We start from the raw sequence: 16,714 nt of genomic DNA, 5'->3' as shown, positions 1-16,714 counted from the left end.
TTAGTTACTGAGACTCAAAATTCTTCATTCAGATTCATTCGTGTATTGGAAAATACTACGGCTATGCAGGCTCCTGGTCCAGATCCAGATCGAATGCCTTATGAAGCACGCGTACAGCCAATTCAAGGTATTTTTCATCAATAACAACTGAGATTTTAATTTCCGAAGTGGAAATCATCTGAATGTTAATTCCCTCCTCCGCCAAGGTGCGAAACATTTTGCTGGCAATGCCGACGTGCGAACGCATTCCGACTCCAACTACCGATACTTTGGCAGTTTTATTGTCACCCACCACATTACGAGCACCAATGTGATTTTGCACCTGGTTTTTCAGAATATCCATCGCCTTATCGAATTCATTGCGATGCACGGTAAAAGAAAAATCGGTGGAACCATCCACGCCGACGTTCTGAATTATCATATCTACATCAACATTGGCTTCACTTATGGGCCCCAGTATCTGGTAAGCAATGCCCGGTTTATCCGGTACACCACGCACGGTGATCTTGGCTTCGTCACGGTTGAAGGCTATACCTGAAATAATCGCCTGTTCCATCTTTTCATCTTCCTCAAAAGTAATCAGCGTACCATCGCCTTCTTCTTCAAAGCTCGATAGCACGCGCAACTTAACCTTGTATTTCCCGGCAAATTCAACTGCACGGATTTGCAATACCTTGGAACCGAGGCTGGCCATTTCTAGCATCTCCTCGAAGGTAATGGTCTTGAGGCGACGCGCTTCCGGCACCACGCGAGGATCGGTAGTGTATACGCCATCAACATCGGTATAAATCTGGCATTCGTCAGCGTGAAGCGCTGCAGCAATAGCCACCCCAGTAGTATCAGAGCCGCCGCGTCCCAAGGTGGTAATGTTTCCCTCTTTGTCTATGCCTTGAAACCCAGCTACTACAACCACGTATCCGTTGGCTAAATCGGCGCGAATGTTTTGCTCATCTATGCTAAGAATACGTGCCTTGGTAAAAGCACTGTCGGTGATAATCTTGACTTGTGCGCCCGTGTAGCTTTTAGCCTTCAATCCCTCTTGCATCAGACCCATAGACACTAATCCGACTGTCACTTGTTCGCCGGTGGAAACCACCATATCAAGTTCACGCGGATCAGGCTGTGCTTGCATTTCTTTCGCTAACCCGATAAGTCGATTGGTCTCACCGCTCATGGCGGAAACCACGACGATTATTTGATGTCCGAGTGCATTGTATTTCGCCACGCGACGCACCACGTTTTTAATGCGTTCCGGACTGCCTACCGAAGTGCCACCATATTTCTGAACAATCAATGCCACGAATTCCTATACCCCGATTACAAAACGAAGTGAATTCTAACCTAAAACCAGATTACAACCCAAGCTCCAAATGCTTCTGGCACGGCAATATGCCATGAAGCGCTGTGCCATGGCATCTGCTTCATTTAAAAAACTGAAATGTTTTTTTTACGATTGGCAAGCGGCTAACAGAGACACCCTCTCTATAGTTAGATTTTTTCAAAAAAAAATAACTATAGGGCCGATAAACCTTCAGGCTATTAGTGGCGAGTATATGATCGAAACAAACGAATTATTGCGGGCACAGCCAACATTTTTACCTTGCTTGTTAACATTCCTGTAGTGAATGCAAGATTCTTCTTTAAAAGATTTCTCAATGACCCACGCGATACTGCCAGAGCTGCAAATAATGCTATGCCAATAAAATAGGGATGATGCGTTAAAAGTTTAAAAGTATGGCTTCGTGGAAACACTCCCGAATTACCAGACACAACCGTTGAACCCTCAGCACTAGCAAATTGCTGAGTAAAATTATTTCGATAGTTGCGTCGATTTTCCTCCATCCGATCCAAGAGGATTTTTTTTTGCTCTTCGAGAGACAATGACATTGTCATATCGTATCCTTTACCAGCTTTGCATCTTTCTCTAATTCGGTGCGTAATGTTTCAAATGGAGATATTGGACGTGCTCTACCCTGACTTACCAGGAAAACCCCAAAGGCTGCCAATGCATATAAAACCACGACACTCCATGCAGATGCCACCCGATATGGGGTCTCCCAGAAGCTAACGATAATAGCCACACCTAAAAAAGTCAGGCCTAATAATGCCAAAACAAACAAAACAACATAACTAATTATCTGGGCACTAAAATAATGCCATTGGATCTTTATTAAGATCGGCACCAATTCCATATAATCGCCCATACGATCACGAGCAATTATGCCAAGCTGTTTAGCTTTTTTGATTTTTTCAAACATGACATTTATCTCAACTTAGGAATTTAAGTGCTTTGCAGTGAATCAAATTAGCGCCGCGAAACTAACAAACCAAGCAAAAAACCAATTGCAGCTGCATATCCCACTGCTTGCAGAGGGTGTTCTTTTACATATCCTCTGGAGCAATCGACTCCCTCATTGAAATGTTTGCGCGCATCGGCTGCCACAATTTTCGCAACTTCCTTTGCAGATGCCATTTTTGCCATCAACCTTTCCTTGGCCTCCTCTATATCAATATCCGATAAACTAGGCAGGCGAGCAACCAAATCGTCTAAATCGGCCCGCAGGTTGGACATTTCGCTACTGGCGGCTGCTCCTATTTGCTTTCCGGCGGATTTTGTAGCATCCAAAACATTCCCTACTGCCGTTCCAGTCCGCTGAGCCATGTTTTCTGCGGCTGCCACTGCGCCTTCTGCTTTATTTGAAATTGTATTCTGCATAATTACTAACTCCTTTTATTTGTTGGTATGAAATTTACGGTAATCAAACTCGATATCAGTTTCTTACATTTATTAATTTCGGTCTGTTCGCTGGCACACATATTTCCAATGCTAACTGGAAATATGCGATACATCCAAACGCATGCATTCTGGAACAGCCGCCAAGATGGTTGTTATTATCTACAAAAAACTTCTAATACAATGTCTTAATAGGTCATACAACTGTGGCCACAATTAGATATGCCAATTAAAAACATTCCAGCACCGGGTACTTAAACCGCATATGTTTCATGCACCCTACGGGCTTAATGGCAGCACAAATGAATAACATGTCGCTACCGTATTTTTGATTGACCCTATGCACAGTCTTCAGCAACTTAAGGTGTTTATCCTCAAACTGCTGTTCTGCTTGCTGGAACATATCGAAGTTTCCACTCTGCCGAATAGCAATATCGGTGGCAACCAACCCGCAGGCCCGGTACATCTGGCTTGAGTCAAACAGATGCTCCACCATCTTGCTCATCTCCTCCATAAGTAAAAAATAATCTGCCGTCGGATAAGGCAAATGGACTGTAGTAGCCTGTCTGTCGAACGATTTCAGCGTCAGAAAAACGGTTAGCCGCTTGGAAGCCAAGCGTTTTTCAATCAATTCCTTCGAAAGCCGCATGGCGTGCCGAGTAAGGTGTGCATAGATGATCGCTTTGTCTTGTGTTATTTGACCCATTGATGCCGTACGCGCTACGCTCTTGGGCAGCTTGAGTTCAGTTTCAACCTGGTAGATGGCTGTGCCATTGAGTTCGTGCCATAGATCGGTCCCCGCTTTCCCCAGCAACTGCTTGATGTAATGTTCTTTGCCATTAGCAAAGTCAAGCGCCGTGTGGATGCCAAATTTATTTAGCAATGCCTCGCGGTTGCGCCCTACTCCCGGGATGTCACGCACACTGACGTGTTGCAGGAAATCATTGATGCGCCTGCCCGCCACAATGGTGGTTCCGTTTGGCTTGTTGTATTCAGACGCCATCTTAGCGAGAGTACGTGTGACGGAAATGCCAATGGAAACTGTTATCCCCACTTCCTGATGGATGATCTCGCGGATATCGTCGGCAATTCTCTGATATGGTTTGCGATAAAGGCTACGCAGACCCATCATATCCATGAAGGCTTCATCAATGGAATATTCCTCAATGGTCGGGCTAAAGCGCCGCAAAATGGAAAACAGCTTGTCGGAAATTTGGCCGTAGTAACGAAAATCGGCAGACAGAAAAATAGCGTTGGGCAGCAGCTTCCTGGCATCCCAGACAGTCATGCCGGTGGAGATGCCTGCCGCCTTGGCATCATAGGTTTTTGCAACGACACAGGCATCTTGGCTAGAGAGGACGCAGAGTGGCTTGCCTTTTAAATCGGGTCTGCGCAACTGCTCACAGGAAGCGTAGAAACAATCCGCATCCACATGCGCGATGGCATTAGGCCAGTTGGAAACAAGCATGAGATGTCACTTGTATTTGCGAAATTGACCGACAACGATGCCAAAAATTTCCAGATCCCCCTTGGGACGAATAATGGGATACGCTGGATTGGCGGGAATCAGGATGAATTTCTCCTTCTCCTGGCCGAGGGTTTTAAGGGTAAATTCGTTATCCACGATGGCAATGACCATGTCGCCCACATTCGCCACGGTGCGTTTTTCTACTATCACGGTATCGCCTGGCATAATGCCAACATCAATCATTGAATCGCCCTTGACCGTCACCAGTACTGTACTGGACGGGTGGCTAACAAGATACTCATCAATGCTGAGGGTATCATGGCTCATATCCCCTGCCGGACTAGGAAATCCCGCACGCACACTGTCATAAATGGGACGTTCGAAGAAACGCTTGCCTGGCTTGAGGCGCTTTTCAGGTGTTGCCTCAAGAAAACCTGCCAGCTTCAATCTGGCTACCAGAGCGGCCACAGGCGATTTTGATTTAAATCCAATCAACAACATGATAGTAGAATATGGCGGCAATACGCCATTGTCAGCATAATAGTCCTGAAGCTTGGCAAGGTAATCAGCATTATTTTTCATAGAAAAACCATTCTATGGAACGAACGTTCTTATGTCAACTCTTTCATGAATTAATCCAGACTCGGTCAGATGTAGAGAGAAGTATTTTTAAAAATAAAAACAATATATATTCACAATCAATATACTAATATATAAATCTATAATCAACTTGAATTAGCGAAACAACAAAGCTTGATCGTCGCCTCAGATACGCATCGAAATTAATTTACAGAGAAGCACTTAAATAATTTTCCGGGGCGTCTAACTTTACAGGAGAACAACCATGCTGGAAATTCGCAAGGCTAGCGAACGAGGAATAGCGGAGCACGGATGGCTCAGTTCGCGACACACGTTTTCTTTTGGCCAATACCATGACCCCTCCCAAGTAGGATTCTCGGATTTACTCGTTATTAATGACGATCGAGTTGCGCCAGGAAAAGGCTTTGGCAAACATCCACACAAGGACATGGAAATTTTTACTTATGTCCTGGACGGCGCTCTGGAACACGAAGACACAATGGGAACAGGATCGGTAATCAAGCCCGGTGACGTCCAGATGATGAGCGCAGGCACTGGTATCGCTCATAGTGAATTTAACCACTCAAAAAGTGAGCCGGTTCACTTTCTCCAGATCTGGATTGTTCCTGATAAAAAGATGGTAGCCCCACGCTATCAGCAGATACACTTTTCTTTAAAAGAGAAAAGAGGAAAGTTACGGCTCATTATTTCACCTGAAGGTGAAGAAGGCTCTTTGGGCGTGCACCAAGATGTACGCATATATGCAGGTTTTTTTTCTGATGGAGAATCGGCTACACTAAACCTTAATGAAGGGCGGTATGCATACGTGCACATAGCCCGTGGAAGTATAAAAGTTAACGGTCTGGAATTGTCAGAAGGAGACGGACTGCGTGTACGGAAGGAACATTCACTATTTCTAAGCGATGGGCACGATGCTGAGGTTCTCGTATTTGATTTGCGAGCTCGCGAATTGCCCGACTTTTGATGCACGTTTATGAAATTGTTTGTGGAATGGGTACAACATAAAATATTAATGCCTGAATGAAAACGTTTTAGAGCGTAAGGATGCGTTAGCCGCTGAAGACTCCGGTATTTCTAGGTTGGCAAAGGTGTAAATGGTTTGATGTAAACGGTCATATTCGCTGGGAATAATTGATTTTAGGGTGCCTCTAAAAATTCAAGTTTCTAAACAAGATAAGGCACGAATAAAACATTTGAGCGCGGCATATAGTTGATATGTAAGCGATAATTTTTTTCGAGTAACGCCATATTGTGACAAAAATTGGATTTTTAGAGGTGCCCTTTATATACCCCGTCAGGTTGTTGATGTATTAACATTGGAGGAACCAATGACTCATTCAAATTTATCGAACAATACGCCCCGATCCGAACAGTGGCCAAGCTTGGCTTTTGAAGCATGGATGGACACCTACGCGACGCTACACCTGTGGACTCAGATTGTCGGCAAAATCCGGCTCGTTCAGACGCCATGGGTCAATCACTCCTGGCACGTAACCCTCTATGTAACAACGCGCGGTCTGACCACATCGCCCATCACATACGGTACGCGCACGTTTCAGATTGATTTTGACTTTATCGACCACCGGCTCGTGATCCAGACGAGTGAGGGGGCTATTAAAACGCTGGCACTTCAGCCTCGCTCAGTTGCTGATTTTTACAAAGAACTGCTTGCGAATCTGTCCGACCTTGGCATCGACGTCAAAATTCACACAACGCCTAACGAAATAGCCGATGCCATCCCCTTTGAGAAAGATCATATCCATGCGTCCTATGACGCAGAGTACGCCAACCGATTCTGGCGCGTTCTGGTGCAAGTGGATCGCGTATTCAGGGAATTCCGTGCCCGTTTCATCGGCAAGTCCAGTCCCGTGCACTTTTTTTGGGGAAGCTTCGACCTTGCCCTGACCCGCTTTTCCGGACGCCCAGCCCCCAGTCACCCTGGCGGCGTGCCCAATCTGCCCAATTGGGTCGCACGCGAAGCATACTCGCACGAGGTAAGCAGCTGCGGATTTTGGCCGGGAGGCGGGCCGGTACCCTACCCCGTGTTCTATGCGTATGCTTATCCCGAGCCGCAGGGATACAATATGGCCCGGTTGCGTCCCGATGGGGCCACCTACAACTCTATATTGCGCGAGTTTATTTTGCCATATGATGACGTGCGACTCGCAGAGTCACCCGATACGATGCTGCTTGACTTCCTGCAGAGCAGCTACGAGGCAGCCGCCAACCTGGGCGGTTGGGATCGTTCAGCGCTTGAGCGAATTGCGCAACTTTAAATCACCGGCTTCATTTTTGCCGACAGGTTAATGCTCATTAACCTGTTACTACCCCTTGCAACCGGAAATATAAATATAATGATGTCGCGCCCACGACAGCGCATTGTATGCCCAGCCTTTAATTTGCTCCTCGTTGAGATATATCGGGGCGAACCTTTGGTCACAGGCGCTTTTTCGGCCTCATATCATAAACCCTCTCTTGGCATGCAAGACCTGTCCTAAAAAACTAATAAAGCACTAGTCGCCTAGTGCTTTATTCAGAACTTCATAGTTCTCGGATGTTTTAGGCTGATCTACGACGACGCGCAAAACCAAAACCAAACAGCCCCGCACTCATCAATAGCAAAGTAGTTGGTTCTGGGATGGTTACGGGGTTACAGTCTGTGCAGGGGGGATCCCCCGGCTTCCAAGTCACATCATGGGAAAAGGGATTATTCTGAACCACAGTAGTAACTTTTTTAATATTTCCATCTTTATCTAATATAATATTCCCATCTTTATCTCTATCAATTGTCGTTTCCAATGCCATGACATCAAAGTGCGCCCAAGCAAGAGAACCAAAACCAGAAAGGGTAAGTTCTTTTATCAGGCCATCACCAAAATCGAGTGGAGATGATTGAAAATTCGGCACCCCATTTACTGTATGTGATGCATTTGAGAAATTTCCAATATCGAAGAAGAGAAAATCTGAAATGGATCCCTTCGCTGGATCATGGCCACTAGCGTCATTGGCATTATTCGTTAAATGACTGTTATCTGCATCCGAGACGAAAGCGCTAACGCCCCCCACTTGAATTGAGGCCAGCTGGAGTGATGTCAATAATGTCAATGTGTTATTAGGCACAGATACTACCAAAATCGCACCTTTATCATCGAAAACGGAAAGCTTATTTGTAAAAGTAGACCAGTCGTCCCCCCCAAGCGACTGCCCGCCTAAAGTATCAGGCAATTTCCAAGACCCAGCCACAAGCAACGTGTTGCCTGAAGTAATGACAGTATCATCCTCAGTTGGAATGGTAGAACTTGTTGTATTGGTGACATAAGTTCCTGGGGTTGCTCCGGGCACTCCTAGTTGCAGGGTATTAACCGCCCAAGCCTGCGTGACGGCAAGCAACCCTCCGAAAGCGATAGACAATATTGACTTTTTCATTTTAGTGCTCCCCTTAAATTATTTTTTCAAGCTATGCACGCTTAGCTATTACAAATAAATCTTTACGGTTAACATAAAGCAAATTACATGCCAATTATGTATTAATTAACACAATATATTGATTTAATTAATACATATATTTACAGAAGCCAATAGCAAATCTTCATCGCGGCCATCAGTGTAAAATTTTTCGACAAAAAAAGCGCCCCGAAGGGCGCCTGAACAGTCCGCAAAAATTTGCTATCTATTTATAAACAGTTACGGTCTTGCTGGTTGTGTTATTCGCAGCATCGTATGCTTGCACAGTTGCAATATGCGCACCTTTAGCTATGTTGCGGGTATTCCAGCTGTAACTCAAAGAGCTGCCATAAGCGACGGCGACTTGCTTGCCGTCGATGCTCAGGGCGATTTTGGCGATACTCTGATTGTCGGTTGCCGATACTTGCACAGTCTGCTTATTGGAGACTGTCATGCCATCCGCTAAGTTGAAGCTGCTGATTACGGGTGCAACGGTGTCACTGCCAATGGTTACCGAAACGGTGGGTGAAACACCTGAGTTACCTGCCGCGTCATAGGCATAAGCGACAAGGGTGTATGCACCGTCCTTGAGCACTGATGTATCCCAGGCAAATGCAAAGGGCGCAATGTCGTCAGTAGCAAACTTTTGGCCGTTAACATACAGCTCGGCACGGGTTACGCCGACATTGTCGGAATAATTGACATCGACGGGAACACTACCGGCCACCTTGCTGCCCACCGGTGAAGTGATGAGAATAGCCGGTGCCTGGGTATCCAAGCTAATTGCTGTCTTGATTATTGATTGAGCGGCTACCACGGCTTTGGCTGCATCAACCCGACCCGCGCCATAATAGTTATCGTATCCAGTTGTGCCCAGATCAACTGCGGTGGCTTTTAAAATCTGGTCAATATCAGCGAGGCTTAGATTGTTGTTGGCTGAGATCATCAAGGCGGCTGTCGCTGCCACTATCGGGCTAGAGATAGAGGTGCCCGAAACATTGCCATATCCGCCGCCGCGAAGAGTGGTGTAAATACTGACACCAGGTGCGGAAATATCCACGTAAGAACCATAGCTGGACCAGCTAGCGCGCTGGTCGTTACTGCCGGTGGCCGCGGCGACTAATATGGAATCACTTGCAGCATAACCCAACAACCCGCCGGTATTGCCGGCAGACACCACAACCACGCCACCCTTGTTGCGCAAGTATTGCGCCGCAGACTGAATGGTGGAGCTGGCCAATATTCCGCTATAGCTTATGTTCACGACCCTGGCGCCATGATCGGCTGCCCAATAGATGCCTTGCGCCACGGTGCTGTAGTACGCTACGCTACCATCAGGAGCGGATATCCGCACTGGCATAATTTTGGCCCCCCAGGCCACACCGGCACTACCGATACCATCGTTGGCTATCATCGCCGCGGTACCGGCGACCATGGTGCCATGGCCATGCACGTCGCTGGTGTCGGCATTGTTGTTATATATGTTCCAGCCGGGAACTATATTGGAGGCAAGATCGGGATGTGTACTATCCACCCCGGTATCCAAAATGGCAATGGTCACGCCGCTACCGTTGGCACTGTCCCAAGCGAGAGGGGCCTGGATTTTCGGCAGAGCCCAACTGCTACTGTAATAGGGATCGGACACAACTACATCATGTGTGACCGCCATATCCAACTCGACGTATTTCAGTCTGTGGTCTTTTTTCAACTCGCGCATAACTGCCACTTCATCGGCATCTTCCGGCAGTTCGACTATATGGGCATTGAGTTTTTTGAGGTGGATTCTGGATTTGCCGTTGTGGGGCTTCAATGCATTCTCAAACTCACCAGCGGCCAAACCAGCGCGTGGCGCAATCAGCAAACGGCCTTTTGCCCAACCGGCAAAGGGTTGGGTGCGGGTAGGCCCGGCATCTTGTGCAACTACCAGCCCCCCTCCCTGGGCCGATGTGGATGGCGCAGCATGGCTCAAACTGGCACATCCAGCCAAAATGGCAGCCAGGAGAAGCGAACGTGCGAAACTGGGCGTGGCGCCCGAATGATCGCAACAATTATTGTCAGAAAATTGAACTGGAAATTGATGTTGGCGTGGCATATCAGACTCCTTGGTTATATTAATGGTCTGCTGATAAAGCAAATGAACACACCAAGGATTTAAAGCCTGAGCATTCTGGTAACCCCGCTATCTTTTCTAAGACCGGAAGCTTTGCGTCCCCACCTCGCGATGGGTTTGCCTTTTTCAGCTATCTAATAGATCGGCAATCTTTTTGTAAACTTTAGGGTATCAATAAAGAAATCCCCATAAAATTTCCCGGGGATGCATCCTCAATGGTGCATGCAAATGGTTACCCCGGATATCAAGGATTTATTAAACAGATCAGGGAGTAAAGGAGCAGGCTAAATTTCTTTTGCGGGGTAAGAATCTTCTTGAGCCTGCACAGTGCAAGCTCAAACTATTACCTTTTCATCGTCGCCGGCATAGAAATTTTGGCAGTCTTTCAGAATCCTGGAGTTCATTTGTAAATGCCGGCAGTTATGTTCCTTCGAAAATTATTCTTAAAAAATGCTGGTAAACATACCAGCATTTTAATATTAAGCAAAGTACGTGCCATATTTTGTAAAATCTATTTAAACAATAAGTTAGATGTTTATTTATAGTATTTTTATTAAGAACGGCCGACTGTAAATTATAAATTGTCGCTTTTTGTAGACAAAATTGCCTTAAATTTATTTAAGGCAATGAATAAACAATTAAATTTTTGTCGTTAATATAGAATCCTTTCGCACATCAAGCGTGAGAACCGCTATAGGGCGCCTCTAAAAATTCAAGTTTCTAAGCAAGACAAGGCACGAGTAAAAAATTTGAGCGCGGCATATAATTGATATGTAAGCGATAATTTTTTTCGAGTAACGCCGTATTGTGACGAAAATTGGATTTTTTGAGGTGCCCTATAGAGAATCAGTATTGGCAGCGTTTCTGCGGCGAGATGTACTTTCAGCATCAGTTGCCGATTGATCCATCGCAGACAGCGCGATTGCGGGAACGGATTGGTGAAGCGGGTTATGAATTCATGCCGGGACTGACGGCAAACGCGTGGCTCGCGATCAATTCATCATCTGTATTGATGGCTTGGAAGGGTTCCTTGAAGCCCGGATATTGGGTTCGTTGAAATAACGTATTATTTTTTATGTTTCTTCATCCACTCACTGGCACGTCGCTGAGCTTCGGCAATTTCTGCTGGCGTCATGAATGATTCCACAATCCCCAGCCCGCTTCCTATATCTGCATCATCGCCCATGCCAGCGATATTATTGACCCATTCACCAGCAACTTTAAACCACTTACCACCTGCGCCAGCAATATTGAACCACTTATGGGCTTCGATGTAGTCCCGGGGAACTCCCAAACCCATGTCGTACATGACTCCCAGATTGTTTTGGGCTTCCACATCACCCTGTTCTGCAGCCTTGTTCCACCAAAACACAGCTTGCTGAGTATCCTGAGGAACGCCTATGCCGTTGTCATACATGAACCCCAGTTTAAATTGCGCGTGTACGACGCCCTGCTCTGCTGCCTTGCTATACCAGAACACAGCCTGCTCGTCATCCTGAACAACGCCGTTGCCCTCTTCGTACATAACGCCCAGTTTGTATTGTGCCTGCGCAATCCCCTGCTCTGCGGCCTTGCCATACCAAGACACTGCCTGCTTGTAGTCCTGGGTAACGCCTTGGCCTTTTTCGTACATGAGACCTAGCGTGTATTGCGCCAATGCGTCTCCTTTCTCTACAGCCTTGTTATACCAATGCACAGCCTGCTCGTAGTCTTGTGTAACGCCCTGGCCTTTGTAATACATCACTCCCAAATTGAATTGTGCCTCCGCAAAACCCTGATCTGCGACCTTACGATACCAATGCATAGCCTGTTGGTAGTCCTTCTTAACCCCTTGACCATCGGCATACATACCTGCCAGATAAAATTGCGCTTCCACATGTCCATGCTCCGCAGCTTTTTTTAATGATTCAGCAGCTTTGATATAGTCCTTGCGGTCGACAAATTTCATCCCATCCTCAAAGTCTTTTGCGAAATCTTGAGGTGTCAGTGCTGCCATGAAATTACCCTTCCCATTAATAGACGCATAATTTTTTTCCTTGAATTCAACGTGAAGCAAAATGAACAATTGCGGTATTGTAGCGCACCTTTCTTCCAGAATATTATTCCATTATATTAAACGATTGCGCTAAAAGACCTATCCTGAAATCAGGATAAAATCATGTTAAGGCCATGTTGATTAAGTTCACCCTCTCCACATTTAATGCGTCAAAGATAATCTGAAAAACGAACAAGGTAAACGGCAATAAAACTACAGACCTTGGTGATGACGGAGGATTGAGGAACGGGCTTCAAACTGCACCGCAAACCGAGCGTCTAGCCGATTGGCAACACACCATCCTCCATCCTTTTCTCTGATCGATTAAAAATCGTCCCCCGCCTGAATCTAATGGTTATTTTAACTGCTCACGGCGACACCCTCGCTTGCTATGTACGATAGCGCACCGATTTTTCGCAGTTTTTGATTGATTATAAAAATATACAGTTTTTTATTAATACGCCGACTTTTAGATTTGCGGGGTGCTTGGGGGACATGAAATAGTTCCACAAATATTTCATTGGCTGGAGATGAAAATGCGCTATGAAATTCGCGAGATTTATGATTTATACAAAAATGCTTACGAGCAATATTCCCGCATCTATAAGTGATGAAAGCACGAACCTTGATAATCGCGCTGAGACTCCATACCAACCACGTTCCATACCCTATTTGCAACGCATTCTCTACCAGCTTGCCAATTGAATGTGGATTAGCTTTTCAGTCTTGTGAAGGTCTTTTATGAACCCGCCGCAGTTAACGCCCGCAGCTATCTCTCAGCCGACCTTGCACGAACTCGCATTGTCAGGGTGTTGGACTGCGCGCGGGATAGGTACCCTTGGCCAGCATCTCGACGTATTGCCCGTTGCTAACAATACGGAAATCATCATTGACGGTATGCGCATTGAAGCATTAGATACCGCAGGTATGTGTATATTGCATCGGCTGATGCAACGACTACGCGGCCAAGGCATTGCGCTGAGCCTGCGCGGCTGGCGCCCCGAGTTCACAAAGTTGCTGGAATTGGTTTCGCAATACTCTGACACACCGAAAATAAAAATTTCGCGCCGCCCCGCGCTTGAACAACTTGGCCGAAGCGTTGCAGCGATTCTGGAAGAAATTTTCGCGTTGTTAAGTTTCGTTGGAGAAAGCGCGGTCGCAGTTACAGGCATCCTCAGGCAGCCCACCCGCTTACGCTGGCGCCCAATCCTTCACAATATTTATAGCGCTGGCTTCAGCGCGCTGCCCATTATCGGCTTGCTGTCCTTTCTGGTGGGAGTCGTCATTGCTTATCAGGTTGCCAGTCAACTCCGGCGTTATGGCGCCAACATATTCGTAGTTGATCTTGTAGGCTTGTCGGTGTTGCGCGAATTTGCGCCGCTGATCACGGCCATCATCGTTGCCGGACGCTCTGGCTCGGCCTACGCCGCACAGATCGGCACGATGGTCGTGACCGAAGAGATCGACGCGATGCGCACTATTGGTATTCCGCCGCTGGATCTGTTGGTGATTCCAAAGGTATTCGCATTGCTAATCGCGCTGCCACTCCTAACCGTATATGCCGACGTACTTGGTGTATTCGGTGGCATGATCACGGCGCGTGCGCAGCTTGGCGTCAGCTATGAGGATTTTTTAGACCGCTTCGTCAACAACGTTGATCTCTCCGACTATTTAATCGGCTTCGGCAAGGCGCCGGTGTTCGCGGCTATTATCACAATGGTTGGTTGTTTTCAGGGTTTCCGCACAAAGGGTGGGGGCGACAGCGTCGGCCGACAGGCAACGCACAGCGTCGTGCAGGCAATCTTTCTGGTAATTGTCACCGATGCGTTATTCTCAGTTATATTCAGCTTGATGGGCCTCTGACATGCTAAGAGACACTGCAGTGATCGAGGTCTACAACGTATCGACACGTTTCGGTAATCACGTCGTGCATGCCGGCCTCGACCTTGAAATACGCCGCGCGGAGATCTTCGCGATTGTCGGCGGCATAGGCTCCGGCAAGTCGACTTTACTGCGCGAAATGATTCTGTTACAGCGCCCAGATTCCGGCACAATTAAAGTGTTTGGTGAAGATATTCAGTCGCTCGGAGAGGATGCAGCACTCGCGCTACGCCAGCGCTTGGGCGTAATGTTCCAGCACGGCGGTTTATTCAGCTCGCTTAACGTGCTGGAAAATATCGGCTTGCCGCTACGCGAGCATACCGATCTTGGTGACGCACTGATTGATGATATTGCAGCTTTTAAATTGGCGCTAATTGGCCTCGCGCCGGAAACTGCAATGCAGTATCCGGCCGAGTTGAGCGGTGGCATGCTCAAGCGGGCATCGCTCGCGCGCGCACTCGCGCTTGATCCTGAGTTGCTGTTTCTTGACGAACCGACGTCTGGCCTCGACCCGGCCAGCGCAAGCGACGTCGACAAGTTGGTACTCAAGCTACGTGACCTATACGACTTGACCATCGTTATGATCACGCACGACCTTGACTTATTATGGCAGGTGACTGACCGCGTTGCAGTCCTAGGTGAAGGCAAAGTGCAGGGCGTCGGCTCAATGGAAGAGCTTTCGCACGTGGATAATCCCGCCGTCCGGCAGTTTTTTGAAGGCCCGCGAGGCAAAGTTGGACAACGTGAGCATAAGCAGCCATGGAAAACAAAGTAAACTATGTTGCGGTTGGTCTATTCGTACTCGTCCTTGCCGCGGTATCCATCGTCGGCGCAATATGGCTCGGCACGGGTGGTGCGTTCCAGAAAAAATACGACCTTTATCTGGCATTTGTCAACGAATCGGTATCCGGTCTTAATCTTAATGCTCCGGTCAAATACAGTGGCGTTGAGATCGGCAAGGTTCGAGAAATTCGGCTCGATCCAGGCAACCCAAATCATGTGCAACTTACACTCGCAATTGAGCGCGGCACACCGATCAAAGTTGATACTGTAGCGATGCTCAAGACGCAAGGTTTGACTGGCATAGCCTTTATCGAGCTTACTGGAGGCGTGGCAACATCGCCCCCATTGCGCGCAGCAGTGAAAGGTGAATATCCGGTGATTCACACCAAGCCATCACTCAGCACTCGTCTGGAAAATGTGCTTATTTCAGTGCTGGCCAAGCTTGACAGTACTTCAACCAATGTCAATGCGATACTCAGCGCGGAGAATCAGGCAGCGATCAAAAGCGCGCTTGCCGATATCGCGGCCGTAGCGCACACACTCGAAATGCACAAGGATACGCTTGATACGGGCATTGTCAGCGCCGCGCGTACTTTCGACAACAGTGCTCGTGTAACAGCGCAGCTCGGACCGGTGATCGCGCGCATCAGCCGCAGCGCTGACGCCCTTGAAAAAATGGGAAACGAAACAGCACTTGCCAGTGCTACTATAAGAAAAACTGTTGACGCTATTGGCGCAGACATGAAGCATTTCACTGCGGAAACACTGCCGGAAGTAGAACGGCTGCTCGGCGAAATAAACGTTCTGACTACCTCCCTGCGGCGACTAAGCGAGCAGACCGAACGTAATCCTAGTGGTTTTATATTTGGTCACAAGCCAGTGCCAACAGGACCGGGAGAATCTAAAAAATGACTAAAACAGTCATGCACAGAATTTCTTTTGCACACTGGTGCCAACTCAGCGCCATGTGTCTAATGCTTACACTAGTCTGCGGCTGCGCTGCTCTGCGTCCGGAACACCTCCCCCAACCCACTTTTTACTCGCTCGACAATGTGCGAACCGTTGTACGACCCTTGTTGCCGGCACCAGCCTCAGCGCCTACATTAATTATCAGTCCAACGCGCGCGGCAGCAGGTTTCGATAGCCAACGCATCATCTATGTACGCAAACCTCACAAACCGGAATACTATGCATATAGCGAATGGGTCGATACGCCGGCGCGCATGCTAGTGCCGCTAATTGTCACCGCTATTGAGCACAGCAGGGCGTTTCGTGCCGTAATTCAAATGCCCAGCCCAGCAGCCGGTGAACTAAGACTAGACACCGAGGTTGTGCGGTTACAACATGAGTTCCTGAGTCAGCCTAGTCGGGTTCGTTTCACTCTGCGCGCCTACATCGTAAACAGCGCAACCCGTCGAGTGCTAGCATCGCGTGAGTTCGATGCACTCGTTGTCGCTACCAGTGAAGATCCCTATGGCGGCGTAGTGGCTGCCAATCAAGCGGTAAGTACCGTGCTTGCAGAGCTGGCTACCTTCTGTGCCGAAAAAGTAACCAGCATACGCAGCACAACCGGGGAGTCCAGATAAATATATAACGCATCAGCTGGCTGATCAAACGCTGGGAATATAGAAGATGAAATATGTATTTTCAATTTAGAAC

General features: G+C 47.6%; 15 protein-coding genes and 1 riboswitch. Of the genes, 6 read left to right on the top strand and 9 right to left on the bottom strand.

From position 1 onward, the window contains the following. Positions 1–61: 61 nt before the first annotated feature. The 6 genes from MJ768_RS09000 to MJ768_RS08975 all read right to left on the bottom strand — a co-directional run bounded on the left by MJ768_RS09000 (position 62) and on the right by MJ768_RS08975 (position 4,784). Complete coding sequence (locus tag MJ768_RS09000; RefSeq protein ID WP_239290627.1) at positions 62–1,300, bottom strand: aspartate kinase; 1,239 nt, start codon at positions 1,298–1,300, stop codon at positions 62–64. Positions 1,301–1,539: 239 nt separating this feature from the next. Then, positions 1,540–1,893 carry a hypothetical protein gene (locus tag MJ768_RS08995; RefSeq protein ID WP_239290625.1) on the bottom strand — a complete coding sequence of 118 codons (354 nt, stop codon included), beginning with the start codon at positions 1,891–1,893 and terminating at the stop codon, positions 1,540–1,542. Further along, on the bottom strand, positions 1,890–2,258 hold the full coding sequence (locus MJ768_RS08990; RefSeq protein ID WP_239290623.1) for a phage holin family protein: 369 nt from the start codon (positions 2,256–2,258) through the stop codon (positions 1,890–1,892). The genes MJ768_RS08995 and MJ768_RS08990 overlap by 4 nt, the downstream gene beginning before the upstream one ends. A 47-nt stretch (positions 2,259–2,305) precedes the next feature. After that, positions 2,306–2,716 carry a DUF883 family protein gene (locus MJ768_RS08985; RefSeq protein ID WP_239290621.1) on the bottom strand — a complete coding sequence of 137 codons (411 nt, stop codon included), beginning with the start codon at positions 2,714–2,716 and terminating at the stop codon, positions 2,306–2,308. 247 nt (positions 2,717–2,963) lie between these two features. Then, the gene (locus tag MJ768_RS08980; protein ID WP_239290619.1) at positions 2,964–4,202 is read right to left on the bottom strand and encodes a DNA polymerase Y family protein; all 1,239 of its coding nucleotides are present in this window, start codon (positions 4,200–4,202) and stop codon (positions 2,964–2,966) included. A 6-nt stretch (positions 4,203–4,208) separates the two neighbouring features. Continuing rightward, a complete protein-coding gene (locus MJ768_RS08975) occupies positions 4,209–4,784 on the bottom strand; it encodes a LexA family protein (protein WP_239290617.1) in 576 nt (191 codons plus the stop codon). A gap of 262 nt (positions 4,785–5,046) precedes the next feature. On the opposite strand from MJ768_RS08975, the gene MJ768_RS08970 reads away from it, so the two are divergent. Further along, positions 5,047–5,766, top strand: coding sequence for a pirin family protein (locus tag MJ768_RS08970; RefSeq protein WP_239290615.1), 720 nt, complete (start codon positions 5,047–5,049; stop codon positions 5,764–5,766). A gap of 364 nt (positions 5,767–6,130) precedes the next feature. Continuing rightward, a complete protein-coding gene (locus tag MJ768_RS08965) occupies positions 6,131–7,078 on the top strand; it encodes a DUF5996 family protein (RefSeq protein ID WP_239290613.1) in 948 nt (315 codons plus the stop codon). Positions 7,079–7,361: 283 nt separating this feature from the next. On the opposite strand, the gene MJ768_RS08960 is transcribed toward MJ768_RS08965, so the two are convergent. The 3 genes from MJ768_RS08960 to MJ768_RS08950 form a co-directional block, all read right to left on the bottom strand. Further along, the gene (locus MJ768_RS08960) at positions 7,362–8,228 is read right to left on the bottom strand and encodes a choice-of-anchor N protein (protein ID WP_239290611.1); all 867 of its coding nucleotides are present in this window, start codon (positions 8,226–8,228) and stop codon (positions 7,362–7,364) included. Positions 8,229–8,472: 244 nt separating this feature from the next. Then, a complete protein-coding gene (locus MJ768_RS08955) occupies positions 8,473–10,338 on the bottom strand; it encodes a S8 family serine peptidase (protein ID WP_239290609.1) in 1,866 nt (621 codons plus the stop codon). A 74-nt stretch (positions 10,339–10,412) separates the two neighbouring features. Beyond that, positions 10,413–10,488: riboswitch (cyclic di-GMP riboswitch) on the bottom strand. A 934-nt stretch (positions 10,489–11,422) separates the two neighbouring features. Continuing rightward, the gene (locus MJ768_RS08950) at positions 11,423–12,352 is read right to left on the bottom strand and encodes an SEL1-like repeat protein (protein WP_239290591.1); all 930 of its coding nucleotides are present in this window, start codon (positions 12,350–12,352) and stop codon (positions 11,423–11,425) included. 780 nt (positions 12,353–13,132) lie between these two features. Between MJ768_RS08950 and MJ768_RS08945 the strand changes: the two genes are divergently transcribed. The 4 genes from MJ768_RS08945 to MJ768_RS08930 are packed head-to-tail and all read left to right on the top strand — an operon-like array spanning position 13,133 to position 16,641. Beyond that, on the top strand, positions 13,133–14,254 hold the full coding sequence (locus MJ768_RS08945; protein WP_239290589.1) for an ABC transporter permease: 1,122 nt from the start codon (positions 13,133–13,135) through the stop codon (positions 14,252–14,254). A gap of 1 nt (position 14,255) precedes the next feature. Further along, positions 14,256–15,047, top strand: a complete 792-nt coding sequence (locus MJ768_RS08940; protein ID WP_239290579.1) for an ABC transporter ATP-binding protein — start codon at positions 14,256–14,258, stop codon at positions 15,045–15,047. Then, entirely contained in the window at positions 15,032–15,967 is a 936-nt protein-coding gene (locus MJ768_RS08935; protein WP_239290569.1) for an MlaD family protein, read from the top strand. The genes MJ768_RS08940 and MJ768_RS08935 overlap by 16 nt, the downstream gene beginning before the upstream one ends. Beyond that, positions 15,964–16,641 carry an ABC-type transport auxiliary lipoprotein family protein gene (locus MJ768_RS08930; RefSeq protein ID WP_239290567.1) on the top strand — a complete coding sequence of 226 codons (678 nt, stop codon included), beginning with the start codon at positions 15,964–15,966 and terminating at the stop codon, positions 16,639–16,641. Before MJ768_RS08935 ends, MJ768_RS08930 begins: the two co-directional genes overlap by 4 nt. Positions 16,642–16,714 lie beyond the last annotated feature (73 nt).

Origin of the sequence: Candidatus Nitrotoga sp. 1052 (assembly GCF_927312905.1) — a bacterium.
GTDB lineage: Bacteria > Pseudomonadota > Gammaproteobacteria > Burkholderiales > Gallionellaceae > Nitrotoga.
Note: the sequence above shows the minus strand (reverse complement) of the source record. Positions and strands in the feature narration are given on the sequence as shown.

Bases quoted from the DNA above. Each gene is read 5' to 3' on its own strand.
- MJ768_RS08990 (WP_239290623.1), bottom strand. From the start codon at position 2,258: ATGTTTGAAAAAATCAAAAAAGCTAAACAGCTTGGCATAATTGCTCGT.
- MJ768_RS08970 (WP_239290615.1), top strand. From the start codon at position 5,047: ATGCTGGAAATTCGCAAGGCTAGCGAACGAGGAATAGCGGAGCACGGA.
- MJ768_RS08930 (WP_239290567.1), top strand. From the start codon at position 15,964: ATGACTAAAACAGTCATGCACAGAATTTCTTTTGCACACTGGTGCCAA.
- MJ768_RS08980 (WP_239290619.1), bottom strand. From the start codon at position 4,202: ATGCTTGTTTCCAACTGGCCTAATGCCATCGCGCATGTGGATGCGGAT.
- MJ768_RS08945 (WP_239290589.1), top strand. From the start codon at position 13,133: ATGAACCCGCCGCAGTTAACGCCCGCAGCTATCTCTCAGCCGACCTTG.
- MJ768_RS08960 (WP_239290611.1), bottom strand. From the start codon at position 8,228: ATGAAAAAGTCAATATTGTCTATCGCTTTCGGAGGGTTGCTTGCCGTC.
- MJ768_RS08955 (WP_239290609.1), bottom strand. From the start codon at position 10,338: ATGCCACGCCAACATCAATTTCCAGTTCAATTTTCTGACAATAATTGT.
- MJ768_RS08975 (WP_239290617.1), bottom strand. From the start codon at position 4,784: ATGAAAAATAATGCTGATTACCTTGCCAAGCTTCAGGACTATTATGCT.
- MJ768_RS08985 (WP_239290621.1), bottom strand. From the start codon at position 2,716: ATGCAGAATACAATTTCAAATAAAGCAGAAGGCGCAGTGGCAGCCGCA.
- MJ768_RS08940 (WP_239290579.1), top strand. From the start codon at position 14,256: ATGCTAAGAGACACTGCAGTGATCGAGGTCTACAACGTATCGACACGT.
- MJ768_RS08950 (WP_239290591.1), bottom strand. From the start codon at position 12,352: ATGGCAGCACTGACACCTCAAGATTTCGCAAAAGACTTTGAGGATGGG.
- MJ768_RS08935 (WP_239290569.1), top strand. From the start codon at position 15,032: ATGGAAAACAAAGTAAACTATGTTGCGGTTGGTCTATTCGTACTCGTC.
- MJ768_RS08965 (WP_239290613.1), top strand. From the start codon at position 6,131: ATGACTCATTCAAATTTATCGAACAATACGCCCCGATCCGAACAGTGG.
- MJ768_RS08995 (WP_239290625.1), bottom strand. From the start codon at position 1,893: ATGACAATGTCATTGTCTCTCGAAGAGCAAAAAAAAATCCTCTTGGAT.